The sequence below is a fragment of the Paenibacillus koleovorans NBRC 103111 genome (assembly GCF_004000845.1).
Taxonomy (GTDB): Bacteria; Bacillota; Bacilli; order Paenibacillales; family NBRC-103111; genus Paenibacillus_AA; species Paenibacillus_AA koleovorans.
Genome location: NZ_BIMA01000065.1, coordinates 21,897 through 38,472 on the forward strand (window position 1 = coordinate 21,897; position 16,576 = coordinate 38,472).

The window sequence follows — 16,576 nt, forward strand, 5'->3', positions numbered from 1 at the left end:
AGAATGCTGATTCTAGTGACGTATGATGTAAGTACGGCAACCAGCGAAGGTCGAAGACGGTTGAGACAGGTGTCGAAGGTCTGTCTGGCCTACGGCCAACGAGTTCAAAACTCCGTATTTGAATGTATTGTAGACGCTGCTCAATTCAAGTTGTTGAAGCTGAAGCTTTTGGCGGTGATCGATCCGGACCAGGACAGTCTACGATTCTATCAGTTGGGAAATAGTTACAAACACAAAGTGGAACACATAGGTATAAAAAGTTCGCTGGATCTCGAAGGACCGTTAATTCTATAGCGTGTGCGCTTGGTGCGAACCCCAAGCGCACACGAAATTGCCAGGGGGTTCGCACCATGTTTTTGTCAGAAATTGTAATTTTTATCTGCAAAAGAGAAGGTTTAGAGCTTGGGTCTCTTGATTATTGTAATAAAAGATCCTATTATTGGGGATTTTTAATTGTTTTTCGCTGTCGCACCCCGTGCGGGTGCGTGGATTGAAATAGGGTAAAAGCGTAGCCGAGGTTGGAGCCGAATTGGTCGCACCCCGTGCGGGTGCGTGGATTGAAATTCGATATTCCGACGCGCCCGCGCCTCCATGCTCGTGTCGCACCCCGTGCGGGTGCGTGGATTGAAATCTTTCGCCTCATCCGCTGTCTGCGGCTTATTGGTCGTCGCACCCCGTGCGGGTGCGTGGATTGAAATGATACGAAGGGCAACAAAGGAATCGCTGCAGGCGTCGCACCCCGTGCGGGTGCGTGGATTGAAATCTGCCGATTGGAAGCTTGTACTTGACCCGTCTGTCGCACCCCGTGCGGGTGCGTGGATTGAAATTTCAACGCCAAAAGCAAGAACAAGCCGGGTATCGTCGCACCCCGTGCGGGTGCGTGGATTGAAATGAGCGCGAGTTTAGCCTCGTTCTCATCCTTAATGTCGCACCCCGTGCGGGTGCGTGGATTGAAATTCAGGCGGTCGCTCAGGCAGCGGAGCCTCCAGGTCGCACCCCGTGCGGGTGCGTGGATTGAAATCACGCGAACCGTAGCGTGTTTGGCGACCCGCTGACGTCGCACCCCGTGCGGGTGCGTGGATTGAAATAGCGTGACGGACAACTCAACGTAGTCGGTGTTGATGTCGCACCCCGTGCGGGTGCGTGGATTGAAATATCTATCGGTATGAGACACATGATTGACACCCTCGTCGCACCCCGTGCGGGTGCGTGGATTGAAATCTGAGTTTCAGTGGCTGGGTAGGCGCTGTTGACAAGTCGCACCCCGTGCGGGTGCGTGGATTGAAATGAGCCGAATATCGACCTTTGCCCACGTGTCCGGTCGCACCCCGTGCGGGTGCGTGGATTGAAATCTGATATGGCTAGGGGAGAAAGTCCTTGTCCCACGTCGCACCCCGTGCGGGTGCGTGGATTGAAATCACTACATCTACCCGCGTCTCACTCGTCAGCGGGTGTCGCACCCCGTGCGGGTGCGTGGATTGAAATGACTCTACGATCCGGGGTACGCTTACGACCAAGGACGTCGCACCCCGTGCGGGTGCGTGGATTGAAATGCGCCAAGGTACAGCTGATAGCTACGAGGTATACGTCGCACCCCGTGCGGGTGCGTGGATTGAAATATTTACCCGTTCTCGCCTGTCTCGCAGGGCACCAGTCGCACCCCGTGCGGGTGCGTGGATTGAAATCTGCCATATTGTCAACAAATACAGGCAACGAATCCGTCGCACCCCGTGCGGGTGCGTGGATTGAAATTACTGTTCTGAGAGCAGCCGTCGTAGGAATTAGCGTCGCACCCCGTGCGGGTGCGTGGATTGAAATTCCAGGAGCCACCCAAACAGGTTGATAGCTCATCGTCGCACCCCGTGCGGGTGCGTGGATTGAAATTTCGACTTCGATTTCTTCCCACCAAGCAGCCCCGGTCGCACCCCGTGCGGGTGCGTGGATTGAAATACAGCTATGAAGCTGTCGGCTGCGGGGAGGATATTGTCGCACCCCGTGCGGGTGCGTGGATTGAAATTCGATCGCGCTCTTCGGCCCGCTGTTCGACTCGGTCGCACCCCGTGCGGGTGCGTGGATTGAAATTGATTGCTTTTTATTGTATCCTTAGAGTCTTTTGTCGCACCCCGTGCGGGTGCGTGGATTGAAATCCGATCACCAGGTAGGACTTTTTTCTAGTCTCCCGTCGCACCCCGTGCGGGTGCGTGGATTGAAATAAATCATTTACTATATCCAGACTTGAAACGTCTAGTCGCACCCCGTGCGGGTGCGTGGATTGAAATAGACAATGCAGGAACATGTGCAGACAGATGTATAGTCGCACCCCGTGCGGGTGCGTGGATTGAAATATCTCGCAACGTCGAATATACTATATAGTAAGAGTCGCACCCCGTGCGGGTGCGTGGATTGAAATTGCAATTCCGTTCCAACTAGCCGGTGAATAGTAGGTCGCACCCCGTGCGGGTGCGTGGATTGAAATTGGCTTGTCGGGTTCTGCCGCGGTCATCAGCGCTGGTCGCACCCCGTGCGGGTGCGTGGATTGAAATTCGCATACATCCTCACAAAATGCAGATTTTGACCAGGTCGCACCCCGTGCGGGTGCGTGGATTGAAATCTCGATCCAAGCCCAGCACAACACGCCAACGTCGAGTCGCACCCCGTGCGGGTGCGTGGATTGAAATATGTAGCCATTCGCCTTTAAAGCCTTTGATATAAGTCGCACCCCGTGCGGGTGCGTGGATTGAAATACAGCGAGATATGCTAGTGATTTCGAAACCATTGGTCGCACCCCGTGCGGGTGCGTGGATTGAAATCTTCAATTGGTAGAGTCCGCGATAGCGCTCGGCATGTCGCACCCCGTGCGGGTGCGTGGATTGAAATTCTTCCGGTCCGGGTACCGGATCACTTCCCGGGTCGCACCCCGTGCGGGTGCGTGGATTGAAATTTCCTTCGTCATATCTTCTTGCCCTCCTCATGTCCGTCGCACCCCGTGCGGGTGCGTGGATTGAAATGTCCCGCGTGATCCTCGGAGGCTCCTCGGGTTCTGGTCGCACCCCGTGCGGGTGCGTGGATTGAAATTCGATCCTGTCGACTACCCTCCAGATCGTGCAGAGCCGTCGCACCCCGTGCGGGTGCGTGGATTGAAATTCGTATATCCGAAAGATACGAGGGTAGGAGAATTCGTCGCACCCCGTGCGGGTGCGTGGATTGAAATCTGAGAAGGGCAACCTCTTTTACGAGGAGTTGTCGTCGCACCCCGTGCGGGTGCGTGGATTGAAATACCGTTACCGCCTGCAACTGCTGCGGCAGACCGAGTCGCACCCCGTGCGGGTGCGTGGATTGAAATCACATCCCATCATAGGACTTCTGTGTCTCTACTAGTCGCACCCCGTGCGGGTGCGTGGATTGAAATCCCTGGATACCCAAGAGATAGGAGTATGGTACAGTCGCACCCCGTGCGGGTGCGTGGATTGAAATTGCCCGTTAACCTCAGCACCCAGTACGTCCGTAGGTAGTCGCACCCCGTGCGGGTGCGTGGATTGAAATCGTCGTTCCATAGCGAGTTAGTAGCGCTCCAACGAGTCGCACCCCGTGCGGGTGCGTGGATTGAAATTAATCGTGGTACCGTTGTTCCCTGTTGGGTACAGTCGCACCCCGTGCGGGTGCGTGGATTGAAATACAATAGTGCCGACAAAGTCGATAACCCCGCTAGTCGCACCCCGTGCGGGTGCGTGGATTGAAATATCTTTTTAACCTCCCAAGTTAATTGAATATTATAGTCGCACCCCGTGCGGGTGCGTGGATTGAAATCATAATTTTCGACTTTGAAGCGTTTTTTTGCAAGTCGCACCCCGTGCGGGTGCGTGGATTGAAATGATTGTTACGGTCAGTACTACATGTCTGTTATTGGTCGCACCCCGTGCGGGTGCGTGGATTGAAATTCGCCTGTTTCGCAGGGTACCGCATTTACGGCGTGTCGCACCCCGTGCGGGTGCGTGGATTGAAATAAGATCATGAGGAGGCTATTAGACCATGAAAGCTAGTCGCACCCCGTGCGGGTGCGTGGATTGAAATATAGTCTCTGACACTCACGTGAGTTGCGCCGTTTGTCGCACCCCGTGCGGGTGCGTGGATTGAAATTCTTTGGGGTCACATTTACTGCTGGAAGGCTTAAAGGTCGCACCCCGTGCGGGTGCGTGGATTGAAATTTTTAGGTATCGTAAATTCATTATATCCTCCCAGGTCGCACCCCGTGCGGGTGCGTGGATTGAAATAATCATTTTTTCATGGCCCCACTCAACTGATATAGTCGCACCCCGTGCGGGTGCGTGGATTGAAATTTGTCAAGTCTTTTTTATACACATAAATATTTAGTCGCACCCCGTGCGGGTGCGTGGATTGAAATATCTTTTTAAACTCTCCCTTTAAAATCTGCCTTAGTCGCACCCCGTGCGGGTGCGTGGATTGAAATTAGCACACGAAAAACTAGAATTCCTACAGCAGTTGTCGCACCCCGTGCGGGTGCGTGGATTGAAATTCTCCGAGGGCGGAGAATTCCCTTCGCTTGTTATGGTCGCACCCCGTGCGGGTGCGTGGATTGAAATCCTTCGCTTGTTATGTCGCTGGCTGAGTTGATTAGTCGCACCCCGTGCGGGTGCGTGGATTGAAATAATGCACTAACCCCTTTTCGAATTGGAAGTAGCGGTCGCACCCCGTGCGGGTGCGTGGATTGAAATACACCGTTAACTTCGGTGTGAGCAAGGAAATGACAAAGTCGCACCCCGTGCGGGTGCGTGGATTGAAATATATCAATCCGGACGGGACGCAGTACGTGGTTGCGTCGCACCCCGTGCGGGTGCGTGGATTGAAATCGGATTTTTGTTCAGCTCGATCAGCTTGATCCGGTCGCACCCCGTGCGGGTGCGTGGATTGAAATATGACATCGTAAGTATTAGCAGCAACATCCGTCCAGTCGCACCCCGTGCGGGTGCGTGGATTGAAATAGATCAGCGGCGTCGATTGTAACCATCGTTTACGTGTCGCACCCCGTGCGGGTGCGTGGATTGAAATCTTCTGCATATCCTTCACGCCCTGAAGCAAGTGAGTCGCACCCCGTGCGGGTGCGTGGATTGAAATATACCATCCCTGGAGCTCCGAAAAGACAGTGCTCGTCGCACCCCGTGCGGGTGCGTGGATTGAAATTCCTTTTCGCCCTTTGTCTTTGGCTCCGTAGTGGTCGCACCCCGTGCGGGTGCGTGGATTGAAATCTGGCAGGAGACGGTATAGCAAGGCTGCAGGAAGTCGTCGCACCCCGTGCGGGTGCGTGGATTGAAATTCTTTATAACGGCAAGGCGTCAATCGCATTTGCCGTCGCACCCCGTGCGGGTGCGTGGATTGAAATTCTTAAATATTTAGCGAGTTTATCAAAAGCGTTTTGTCGCACCCCGTGCGGGTGCGTGGATTGAAATATTTCAGCAGCGCTCAAACCGGCAGCAGCGGATTGGTCGCACCCCGTGCGGGTGCGTGGATTGAAATAATACTAGGGGGCTTACCCCTATGGTAATCAATGGTCGCACCCCGTGCGGGTGCGTGGATTGAAATCGGTACCTGTGAACGCTCCTGCTCCAATCCCGGTGTCGCACCCCGTGCGGGTGCGTGGATTGAAATTTATTAGGGTCGATTCTCCACCAATAGCCAGCCTGTCGCACCCCGTGCGGGTGCGTGGATTGAAATAGCTTTTCGTCGTAGGCAATATATTCGGGTGGAGTCGCACCCCGTGCGGGTGCGTGGATTGAAATAATAATGGAGCTGGCTGCGATCCCCCCGGCGGCGGTCGCACCCCGTGCGGGTGCGTGGATTGAAATGCCCATGGTTACGAACCAATAACGGACGAGATAAGTCGCACCCCGTGCGGGTGCGTGGATTGAAATAACGTCACCACATCTGGATTTGCTCCACTACCAAGTCGCACCCCGTGCGGGTGCGTGGATTGAAATTATCACCGGAACCAGTCCGATGAATGGATCGACAGTCGCACCCCGTGCGGGTGCGTGGATTGAAATCTGACCTGTATCGCACGAAAGCGAGTGATTGTGAGTCGCACCCCGTGCGGGTGCGTGGATTGAAATATCCTTTAATCCTATTGATATTGTTGATAGTGCTGGTCGCACCCCGTGCGGGTGCGTGGATTGAAATAATATGAAACATTGTATTACAGCATTTTGGAATGTCGCACCCCGTGCGGGTGCGTGGATTGAAATAAATAGGGAGTGATGGCCGTGGAAGAGAAAAAGAGTCGCACCCCGTGCGGGTGCGTGGATTGAAATTTGTCAGTATCCGTTATAACAAAGACACTGACGAAGTCGCACCCCGTGCGGGTGCGTGGATTGAAATCACCTCACCGGGCTGTCCGCCTTCTAACGGAATAAGCGTCGCACCCCGTGCGGGTGCGTGGATTGAAATACATCTTCAATCTCGTACAGTTTACGCGATGTTGTCGCACCCCGTGCGGGTGCGTGGATTGAAATCGAGCAATTCAGCAATCACGACATCGCGCTCCTGGTCGCACCCCGTGCGGGTGCGTGGATTGAAATGGTCAGCATGGCGATTTGATAAGCCGTCACGATGGCGTCGCACCCCGTGCGGGTGCGTGGATTGAAATCAACAACGTGACGTACTCTTGGCAGATTACGTCCGTCGCACCCCGTGCGGGTGCGTGGATTGAAATCCCTGCTCCGGTGAGCGCGTCGGAGTGGAATGAGTCGCACCCCGTGCGGGTGCGTGGATTGAAATAGCATACCCCCTTCAAACAGCAGGAGGCATTCAGGTCGCACCCCGTGCGGGTGCGTGGATTGAAATAGTTCACTGAGCTTGGATAGGTGGAAAGCAAATCAGGTCGCACCCCGTGCGGGTGCGTGGATTGAAATAACCGATACCCTTGTTCGCGGCGCGACAACACGCGCGTCGCACCCCGTGCGGGTGCGTGGATTGAAATGTTGCAGCTGTTTTTGGATTTGTTCATAAGATTGAGTCGCACCCCGTGCGGGTGCGTGGATTGAAATTCGCGAACAACCGCTAATCCTGATGATTTCGACCGCGTCGCACCCCGTGCGGGTGCGTGGATTGAAATCATACCTCACTGCCGTCATCGAACACATGACTGGTCGCACCCCGTGCGGGTGCGTGGATTGAAATAAACTGACGATGCAGAAGTAGCGAAGTTCTTCCTGGTCGCACCCCGTGCGGGTGCGTGGATTGAAATTCCGCAGCCTCATAAGCTGCGACATCCTCGTCCGTCGCACCCCGTGCGGGTGCGTGGATTGAAATGGCTCGACCCAGTGCTCGTACAGGCGGCTATCGGTCGCACCCCGTGCGGGTGCGTGGATTGAAATGCCATATACCACTTGTCCGGCTCGTCATCGAAGAGTCGCACCCCGTGCGGGTGCGTGGATTGAAATTCCGGATTCAATCCTCTTAATCTCCGGCACCGGCGTCGCACCCCGTGCGGGTGCGTGGATTGAAATGAATTGACGTCGAAACGTTTTCCAGCGTCGACCTGGTCGCACCCCGTGCGGGTGCGTGGATTGAAATCGGTTTGCCTGGCCGATCATCAAGAGGGACATCGAGGTCGCACCCCGTGCGGGTGCGTGGATTGAAATATCTGTCATTACTGCATAATGGAACATGTCTAAAGTCGCACCCCGTGCGGGTGCGTGGATTGAAATCTCCGGTTGGACAATACGAACCCTGTTGCCGAGGTCGCACCCCGTGCGGGTGCGTGGATTGAAATACCATTTTATTACAAGAACACATGAAAACTGTGGTCGCACCCCGTGCGGGTGCGTGGATTGAAATAGCACATCCAGTCGAACGTCGATCATTACGTCGTCGCACCCCGTGCGGGTGCGTGGATTGAAATCCTCGAGCGTAATCACGAACTGGTTTACGGCCGTGTCGCACCCCGTGCGGGTGCGTGGATTGAAATTCCAATCCAAGTCTGCCTTTCTGAGTTCGTTATCGTCGCACCCCGTGCGGGTGCGTGGATTGAAATGATCAGATTTGGAGCTTGGAGGAGGACCAGCAGGCGTCGCACCCCGTGCGGGTGCGTGGATTGAAATAGGAATCCAGCCATTGATGTGATCCCGTTGATTAAGTCGCACCCCGTGCGGGTGCGTGGATTGAAATTCCATCCCCCCAAGAGTGGATCTCATTACTCAAGCGTCGCACCCCGTGCGGGTGCGTGGATTGAAATAACACTGGGAAGCGCAACTGAGAAACAAAATTCAAGTCGCACCCCGTGCGGGTGCGTGGATTGAAATTAAAAACCAAAGGAGCAATCACACCATGGCAAACGTCGCACCCCGTGCGGGTGCGTGGATTGAAATCCGGTTGCGTCGTCGACCGTATGCGCCTTAGCGTGTCGCACCCCGTGCGGGTGCGTGGATTGAAATCCTACCCCGTCACCGGATACAATCGCGCCTTCGGTCGCACCCCGTGCGGGTGCGTGGATTGAAATCTTGCCGCCTTTGCCCGTAACCTTCGCGAGGCGGTCGCACCCCGTGCGGGTGCGTGGATTGAAATCCTTCTCATCCCTGCCGGGTTCGTATTTAAAACGTCGCACCCCGTGCGGGTGCGTGGATTGAAATATCCATCATTTTCGATAACTCCGCCCGTGAACGCGTCGCACCCCGTGCGGGTGCGTGGATTGAAATATGGCCGCGAAGGCGCGCAGCTCCGACGCCGTGGTCGCACCCCGTGCGGGTGCGTGGATTGAAATACCACATCGATGGCACAAGAGCAGCAGCGAACGCGGGTCGCACCCCGTGCGGGTGCGTGGATTGAAATCCGGTTTGATCAAAGCCGGGGTCGAGTATATCAAAGTCGCACCCCGTGCGGGTGCGTGGATTGAAATAGGCTAGAATTGAGCTTGTTGTATTCGGTCTCGGTCGCACCCCGTGCGGGTGCGTGGATTGAAATACAGTAGGCCAAACGACGAGATGAGCCCCTTTAACTGTCGCACCCCGTGCGGGTGCGTGGATTGAAATAAAAAGCTTCCGCTTGTCGATATACTCCCGCGTCGTCGCACCCCGTGCGGGTGCGTGGATTGAAATCAACTGCCGCCCTTAGTCTTATAGAGTTCCCGCGTCGCACCCCGTGCGGGTGCGTGGATTGAAATGCCAGGATTCCAGGACGATAACGGGTTCGGTAGCGTCGCACCCCGTGCGGGTGCGTGGATTGAAATCTCAGCTCGTCCGCAATGGTGCGGAGTACTTCCGCGTCGCACCCCGTGCGGGTGCGTGGATTGAAATATAATGGCCGCGCGACTAAGCGAAAACGAATTGAGTCGCACCCCGTGCGGGTGCGTGGATTGAAATACGTACATGACGAGGTTGTGTCTGATGCGCCGTGTCGCACCCCGTGCGGGTGCGTGGATTGAAATGGCTCGACCCAGTGCTCGTACAGGCGGCTATCGGTCGCACCCCGTGCGGGTGCGTGGATTGAAATTTACCGGTTGCATCTTTTTTGATTGTTTTTGTGGTCGCACCCCGTGCGGGTGCGTGGATTGAAATCCTTGTCGGTTGGGCCGAAGTAGATACTCGCCGTGTCGCACCCCGTGCGGGTGCGTGGATTGAAATATCAAGGCGACGGAGGGCGTAGGCATCACGGATATGTCGCACCCCGTGCGGGTGCGTGGATTGAAATGTTTCGTACAAGCATTGCGCCGATGATCATACGTTGGTCGCACCCCGTGCGGGTGCGTGGATTGAAATATCAAGTGATTTGAATTTATGAACTAGTTGTTGTTGTCGCACCCCGTGCGGGTGCGTGGATTGAAATCATTGAGAGAATGGGTCCTCATTCGGAATGCGATACTGGTCGCACCCCGTGCGGGTGCGTGGATTGAAATGCTAGGGTATGCTGCTGACGGCGTGACGATTGCATGTCGCACCCCGTGCGGGTGCGTGGATTGAAATATGAAAATCCCCATATATCGGGGCAGGAAAATCAGTCGCACCCCGTGCGGGTGCGTGGATTGAAATTCATAAGTCGCTCAAACGAGCGTTGGATCGAAATGTCGCACCCCGTGCGGGTGCGTGGATTGAAATAAACGATCTTGAGCAAGCTGGCCGCGATCGAAGGTCGCACCCCGTGCGGGTGCGTGGATTGAAATATTTTTCGCGTCGACCAACTGACTGCCCAGCTCCTGTCGCACCCCGTGCGGGTGCGTGGATTGAAATTCTTCCCACGTGTCCGCCCGGACCATAAATCCGGTCGCACCCCGTGCGGGTGCGTGGATTGAAATTGAAATTCGACCATCAGCGTCGTTTATAAGTGCGTCGCACCCCGTGCGGGTGCGTGGATTGAAATCATCTCGTAATGCCGGATCTCTCGTTTACTCACGTCGCACCCCGTGCGGGTGCGTGGATTGAAATTCGCCATTTATTATCAATCCGGCCGACGCGCAGGTCGCACCCCGTGCGGGTGCGTGGATTGAAATCAGGCATCGTACATGTTTTGCAGTGATATAAGCGGTCGCACCCCGTGCGGGTGCGTGGATTGAAATCCGACGGTAAGTGCGTTGTTAAATATCGGGGCTAGTCGCACCCCGTGCGGGTGCGTGGATTGAAATTCCGGGTTGATCTGGACGGCGCGGAAGTACTCTGGTCGCACCCCGTGCGGGTGCGTGGATTGAAATATCCGGTGTGCATCATTGACCCGGATCTCAAATTGTCGCACCCCGTGCGGGTGCGTGGATTGAAATAAAACTGAATGCCCCGCTTGGGAACGCGCCGTTTGTCGCACCCCGTGCGGGTGCGTGGATTGAAATGCGGTACAAAATACGCGCATTCAAAGGGCTAATGAAGTCGCACCCCGTGCGGGTGCGTGGATTGAAATCTCTCATAGGAGTTATTTGCGCAGGCGACGGAGTCGCACCCCGTGCGGGTGCGTGGATTGAAATATTTACCGGCTTGAGGGGGAGGCGATGGTCGAGCGTCGCACCCCGTGCGGGTGCGTGGATTGAAATTGGACGTATGAGCGAAACGAACGTTTGAGCTGTGTCGCACCCCGTGCGGGTGCGTGGATTGAAATCTTAGTGCTCGCGTCAGCTTGACGTACTGTTCGCGTCGCACCCCGTGCGGGTGCGTGGATTGAAATATACGTACCTATCGGGATTAAACGTGATTACCAGTCGCACCCCGTGCGGGTGCGTGGATTGAAATTATGAAAATGACCCATGTAAGAAACAACAGCCTGGTCGCACCCCGTGCGGGTGCGTGGATTGAAATCGTGTTTCCAATCATATCTAATATGTTCCCGTTGTCGCACCCCGTGCGGGTGCGTGGATTGAAATTTGTGGTGGTGGGCGATGGATTACGCCCAGGATGGGGGTCGCACCCCGTGCGGGTGCGTGGATTGAAATACAACAAAGAATCTATCGGGTGTATCCGTGGGTAGTCGCACCCCGTGCGGGTGCGTGGATTGAAATATCGGTCAGTAGCCAGGAAAAAATGAGCGAGCTGGTCGCACCCCGTGCGGGTGCGTGGATTGAAATCGACAGCGGATGCTGGATAAACGGTTTGAGATCGTCGCACCCCGTGCGGGTGCGTGGATTGAAATCAAGAAGGGGGTGAGAAAAGAAAATGATATGGAACGTCGCACCCCGTGCGGGTGCGTGGATTGAAATCCCTCTGGATATAGTCGATAAACAGGAAACGGCAGTCGCACCCCGTGCGGGTGCGTGGATTGAAATGTATTGACATTTATTTAGCGATCGTTTATATTAGTCGCACCCCGTGCGGGTGCGTGGATTGAAATTTGTCTGAGACCTTTAAAATGTCTTGCTTTCTGAAGTCGCACCCCGTGCGGGTGCGTGGATTGAAATTCAGCAATCACTAAAAGCCGGCGGGCGAACGCGGGTCGCACCCCGTGCGGGTGCGTGGATTGAAATCCGATATCGACTTACAAACTAGTAACTAAATGAAGTCGCACCCCGTGCGGGTGCGTGGATTGAAATGAGCCAATATCGAGGGGATCAAGCGTGATCTCCCAGTCGCACCCCGTGCGGGTGCGTGGATTGAAATTTTGTACCGTCCACATAAACGTTGTAGCCAGCCAGTCGCACCCCGTGCGGGTGCGTGGATTGAAATTTCCTTCTCGCGTTCTTTGTTGCCGGTGCGATCGTCGCACCCCGTGCGGGTGCGTGGATTGAAATAAAACATAATTCTGCCACGTGCCTCCGGGAGATTGTCGCACCCCGTGCGGGTGCGTGGATTGAAATCCTTACTCTTCCTACCCTAATTTGACGGTATTTACGGTCGCACCCCGTGCGGGTGCGTGGATTGAAATAACAGAAGAACGTCCAGGAGCTGGACTTCTTGCGGTCGCACCCCGTGCGGGTGCGTGGATTGAAATTGTTGCGGCGGAGCTGCTTGCTCCCAGCCTGCCGGCGGGTCGCACCCCGTGCGGGTGCGTGGATTGAAATATTCTTCGTGTCCTTGGACAAGGGCCGCAGCCACCGTCGCACCCCGTGCGGGTGCGTGGATTGAAATCAGGTATCAGCATCCGACACGTCCGGGAATGAATGTCGCACCCCGTGCGGGTGCGTGGATTGAAATACCTACGCGATCAGCGTACCGGTCATCACGGTTTGGTCGCACCCCGTGCGGGTGCGTGGATTGAAATCTGTCTACCCTGTTCGGGGCGTTGTTCAATGGGCTGTCGCACCCCGTGCGGGTGCGTGGATTGAAATGCGGTGATGAGGACGACGTACCCCATTTGTTTAGGTCGCACCCCGTGCGGGTGCGTGGATTGAAATTCCATGGCTTGCAGGACGTGTGATTTTATATCCTCGTCGCACCCCGTGCGGGTGCGTGGATTGAAATGTGGGAAGGGCGACAAGGAGCGAGAGGTCTACTTGTCGCACCCCGTGCGGGTGCGTGGATTGAAATGATCGTGTATGTGCTCACGTGACCGCCCCTTTGATCGTCGCACCCCGTGCGGGTGCGTGGATTGAAATTTTCGTATTACCAAGAACTTTGGAGAGTTTGAGAGCGTCGCACCCCGTGCGGGTGCGTGGATTGAAATATCTTGAACATGCTCATCGCGGGTCGGCCACCTCGTCGCACCCCGTGCGGGTGCGTGGATTGAAATATAGTTCCACTGTCAGTTATTGAGGATAAAGTAGGTCGCACCCCGTGCGGGTGCGTGGATTGAAATAAAAAAATTGCTAATATCAATGTTATCGGCTTTGTCGCACCCCGTGCGGGTGCGTGGATTGAAATGTTGAAAAATGTTTGTTCTTTGTACCAAGTTTCCGTCGCACCCCGTGCGGGTGCGTGGATTGAAATGAGAAAAACGAATTATATCTTCGAAAACGCCTGGTCGCACCCCGTGCGGGTGCGTGGATTGAAATGACGCAAGAGGTAATCAAGCCCCGGCGTTTATCTCCGGTCGCACCCCGTGCGGGTGCGTGGATTGAAATTCTGACAAACTCCTTGGAGGCTCTCGTTTGGGTAGGTCGCACCCCGTGCGGGTGCGTGGATTGAAATACCGACGGAGTATACTTCTCCGGGTTTAGTAACGGTCGCACCCCGTGCGGGTGCGTGGATTGAAATGGTCAACACTAAAACCGAAAATATAAATTTATTGTCGCACCCCGTGCGGGTGCGTGGATTGAAATGACTACAAGCACGGCAAGGGCGTCCCTGTCGAGGCGTCGCACCCCGTGCGGGTGCGTGGATTGAAATCCCGAAGGCGGTTCCTACCAGGACGTGCTGACGAGTCGCACCCCGTGCGGGTGCGTGGATTGAAATAGAGAGCCCCATGTCGAGTGCGCCCATGTTGATTGTCGCACCCCGTGCGGGTGCGTGGATTGAAATCCCTCGATCGCCGTAATCCCCGGCCTGATGCGAATGTCGCACCCCGTGCGGGTGCGTGGATTGAAATTTGCGTGAAACTTTGGCGGCGGCCTCTTTCCGGGGTCGCACCCCGTGCGGGTGCGTGGATTGAAATATTCCGTTGTCAGCCATAATGCCGGTCGCCGCAGCGTCGCACCCCGTGCGGGTGCGTGGATTGAAATCGAAAACATGAGGAACCTCGATCCACGGAAACGACCGTCGCACCCCGTGCGGGTGCGTGGATTGAAATTATGCTCTTGATTTCGTTCTCGAACAATTCAAACGGTCGCACCCCGTGCGGGTGCGTGGATTGAAATTAAACTACAATCCCTAGAGTATCAATACATTACAAGTCGCACCCCGTGCGGGTGCGTGGATTGAAATCAAGGTTACCGAGGATAGGGTTAGATTGGGCGAGCGTCGCACCCCGTGCGGGTGCGTGGATTGAAATTATACACTTCTCGCAGATATTTTCATTTTTGCTAGTCGCACCCCGTGCGGGTGCGTGGATTGAAATATATCGTCCCGTTGGAACTCTGTATACGTCAAGTCGCACCCCGTGCGGGTGCGTGGATTGAAATTTTGAAATCTAAGTAGTGTCCCAACTCATGGTATGGTCGCACCCCGTGCGGGTGCGTGGATTGAAATAGTACGAAGGCGGAGGAGTTTTTGACGATTTGCAGTCGCACCCCGTGCGGGTGCGTGGATTGAAATGAGACTATCTGCTGAATGCCGAATCGGCTCACCGGTCGCACCCCGTGCGGGTGCGTGGATTGAAATTCCGTTTGGTGATCCGGGTCAACAATGTCGGAGGTCGCACCCCGTGCGGGTGCGTGGATTGAAATCTTCGACCTTGACCCATGCTCGCCGGGACCCCGCGTCGCACCCCGTGCGGGTGCGTGGATTGAAATCCACATGGTCGCTTCGGTTTACTTGGCATAGGCGCGTCGCACCCCGTGCGGGTGCGTGGATTGAAATCTCTGTGATCTTTTTGCTATTTACAAACATACGTGTCGCACCCCGTGCGGGTGCGTGGATTGAAATCGGATCCTCAGGTACTTGCGCAGCCAGATCGAGCATGTCGCACCCCGTGCGGGTGCGTGGATTGAAATACGCTAGCGGCGATTTTCGAGCTAAGAGCTGCGGTCGCACCCCGTGCGGGTGCGTGGATTGAAATTCTCCGTCGTCGTGCTGATCATCTTCTCACCTAACCTGTCGCACCCCGTGCGGGTGCGTGGATTGAAATCTTCTGGTCGACCCGCGTCCCGATCTTACCAAGGGTCGCACCCCGTGCGGGTGCGTGGATTGAAATGTTACAGCTCCAATTGAAAAAGCTGCACCTAATGGTCGCACCCCGTGCGGGTGCGTGGATTGAAATCCTTTCAGCCCCGGGCTGCTGATAAGGATCAGATACGGGTCGCACCCCGTGCGGGTGCGTGGATTGAAATGTTTCAATGAGGTAACCGTGTTGTGGGAATACAACGTCGCACCCCGTGCGGGTGCGTGGATTGAAATTCGACAGTATGCCGATTTGGACGCTGCTTTCGCTGTCGCACCCCGTGCGGGTGCGTGGATTGAAATTCGATAGAGAGACCGAAAGACTAGCACATCTCTCGTCGCACCCCGTGCGGGTGCGTGGATTGAAATTTTCTAAATCAGCTAGTAGAAATGCCCTGCAAATCGTCGCACCCCGTGCGGGTGCGTGGATTGAAATTCCTTAAGCGTCCGTTCCGCTTGACCTACATGCGGTCGCACCCCGTGCGGGTGCGTGGATTGAAATTGGTGAAGCTGATTGGATTTATAGTATCCATACCGGTCGCACCCCGTGCGGGTGCGTGGATTGAAATATCCAACTGATCATAATACTCTTCTAGCAATTGAGTCGCACCCCGTGCGGGTGCGTGGATTGAAATAATGGCGGCAACCTAAAATATTGATTGTTGATGAGTCGCACCCCGTGCGGGTGCGTGGATTGAAATTTGGTGCGATGATAGTCATGCCTGTTATTGCGTGTCGCACCCCGTGCGGGTGCGTGGATTGAAATGCATAACCCTCAATAGCTGCTGCTATCTCATGCATTGTCGCACCCCGTGCGGGTGCGTGGATTGAAATTTCCTTCTCGCGTTCTTTGTTGCCGGTGCGATCAGCGTCGCACCCCGTGCGGGTGCGTGGATTGAAATTCCGCGTCCGGATTGTCCCAGCCGAAGTTTGCCTGTCGCACCCCGTGCGGGTGCGTGGATTGAAATGCCCCTCGCTCCGGTTGGACTCGTGTCAACTCCTCGTCGCACCCCGTGCGGGTGCGTGGATTGAAATCAATGAAATTTATGCTGCTCAGAGTGCTTGTAGTCGCACCCCGTGCGGGTGCGTGGATTGAAATGCCGGGCGCTATCTAAACACATGCGAGGACGTGATTGTCGCACCCCGTGCGGGTGCGTGGATTGAAATATTTGTTTTTGGTTACTTTTTTCTTTCTTGCGTGTCGCACCCCGTGCGGGTGCGTGGATTGAAATTGTGGCCCTTACTTGGACGGCCGGAACGGATAATGGTCGCACCCCGTGCGGGTGCGTGGATTGAAATAAGGCATGGTTGATGCGCTTAATGGTGTGAAGGAGTCGCACCCCGTGCGGGTGCGTGGATTGAAATATTCCATCCCACTCCTTTTTGGTTTCGGTTACTATAAG

The 16,576-nt window shown here is 55.4% G+C and carries 1 protein-coding gene and 1 CRISPR repeat array; the gene reads left to right on the forward strand.

Features of this window, described 5'->3' with window-relative positions; all coding sequences use genetic code 11:
- The first annotated feature begins 3 nt into the window (after positions 1–3).
- Positions 4–294 (forward strand): CRISPR-associated endonuclease Cas2, encoded by a 291-nt coding sequence (cas2, locus tag PKO02S_RS20155; protein WP_127585643.1) that lies wholly within the window; start codon positions 4–6, stop codon positions 292–294.
- Positions 295–465: 171 nt separating this feature from the next.
- A CRISPR array of direct repeats spans positions 466–16,538; the repeat unit is 32 nt; unit sequence GTCGCACCCCGTGCGGGTGCGTGGATTGAAAT.
- Positions 16,539–16,576: the final 38 nt, after the last annotated feature.

Coding starts and splice junctions, on each gene's coding strand:
- cas2 (WP_127585643.1), top strand. CDS start 4: ATGCTGATTCTAGTGACGTATGATGTAAGTACGGCAACCAGCGAAGGT.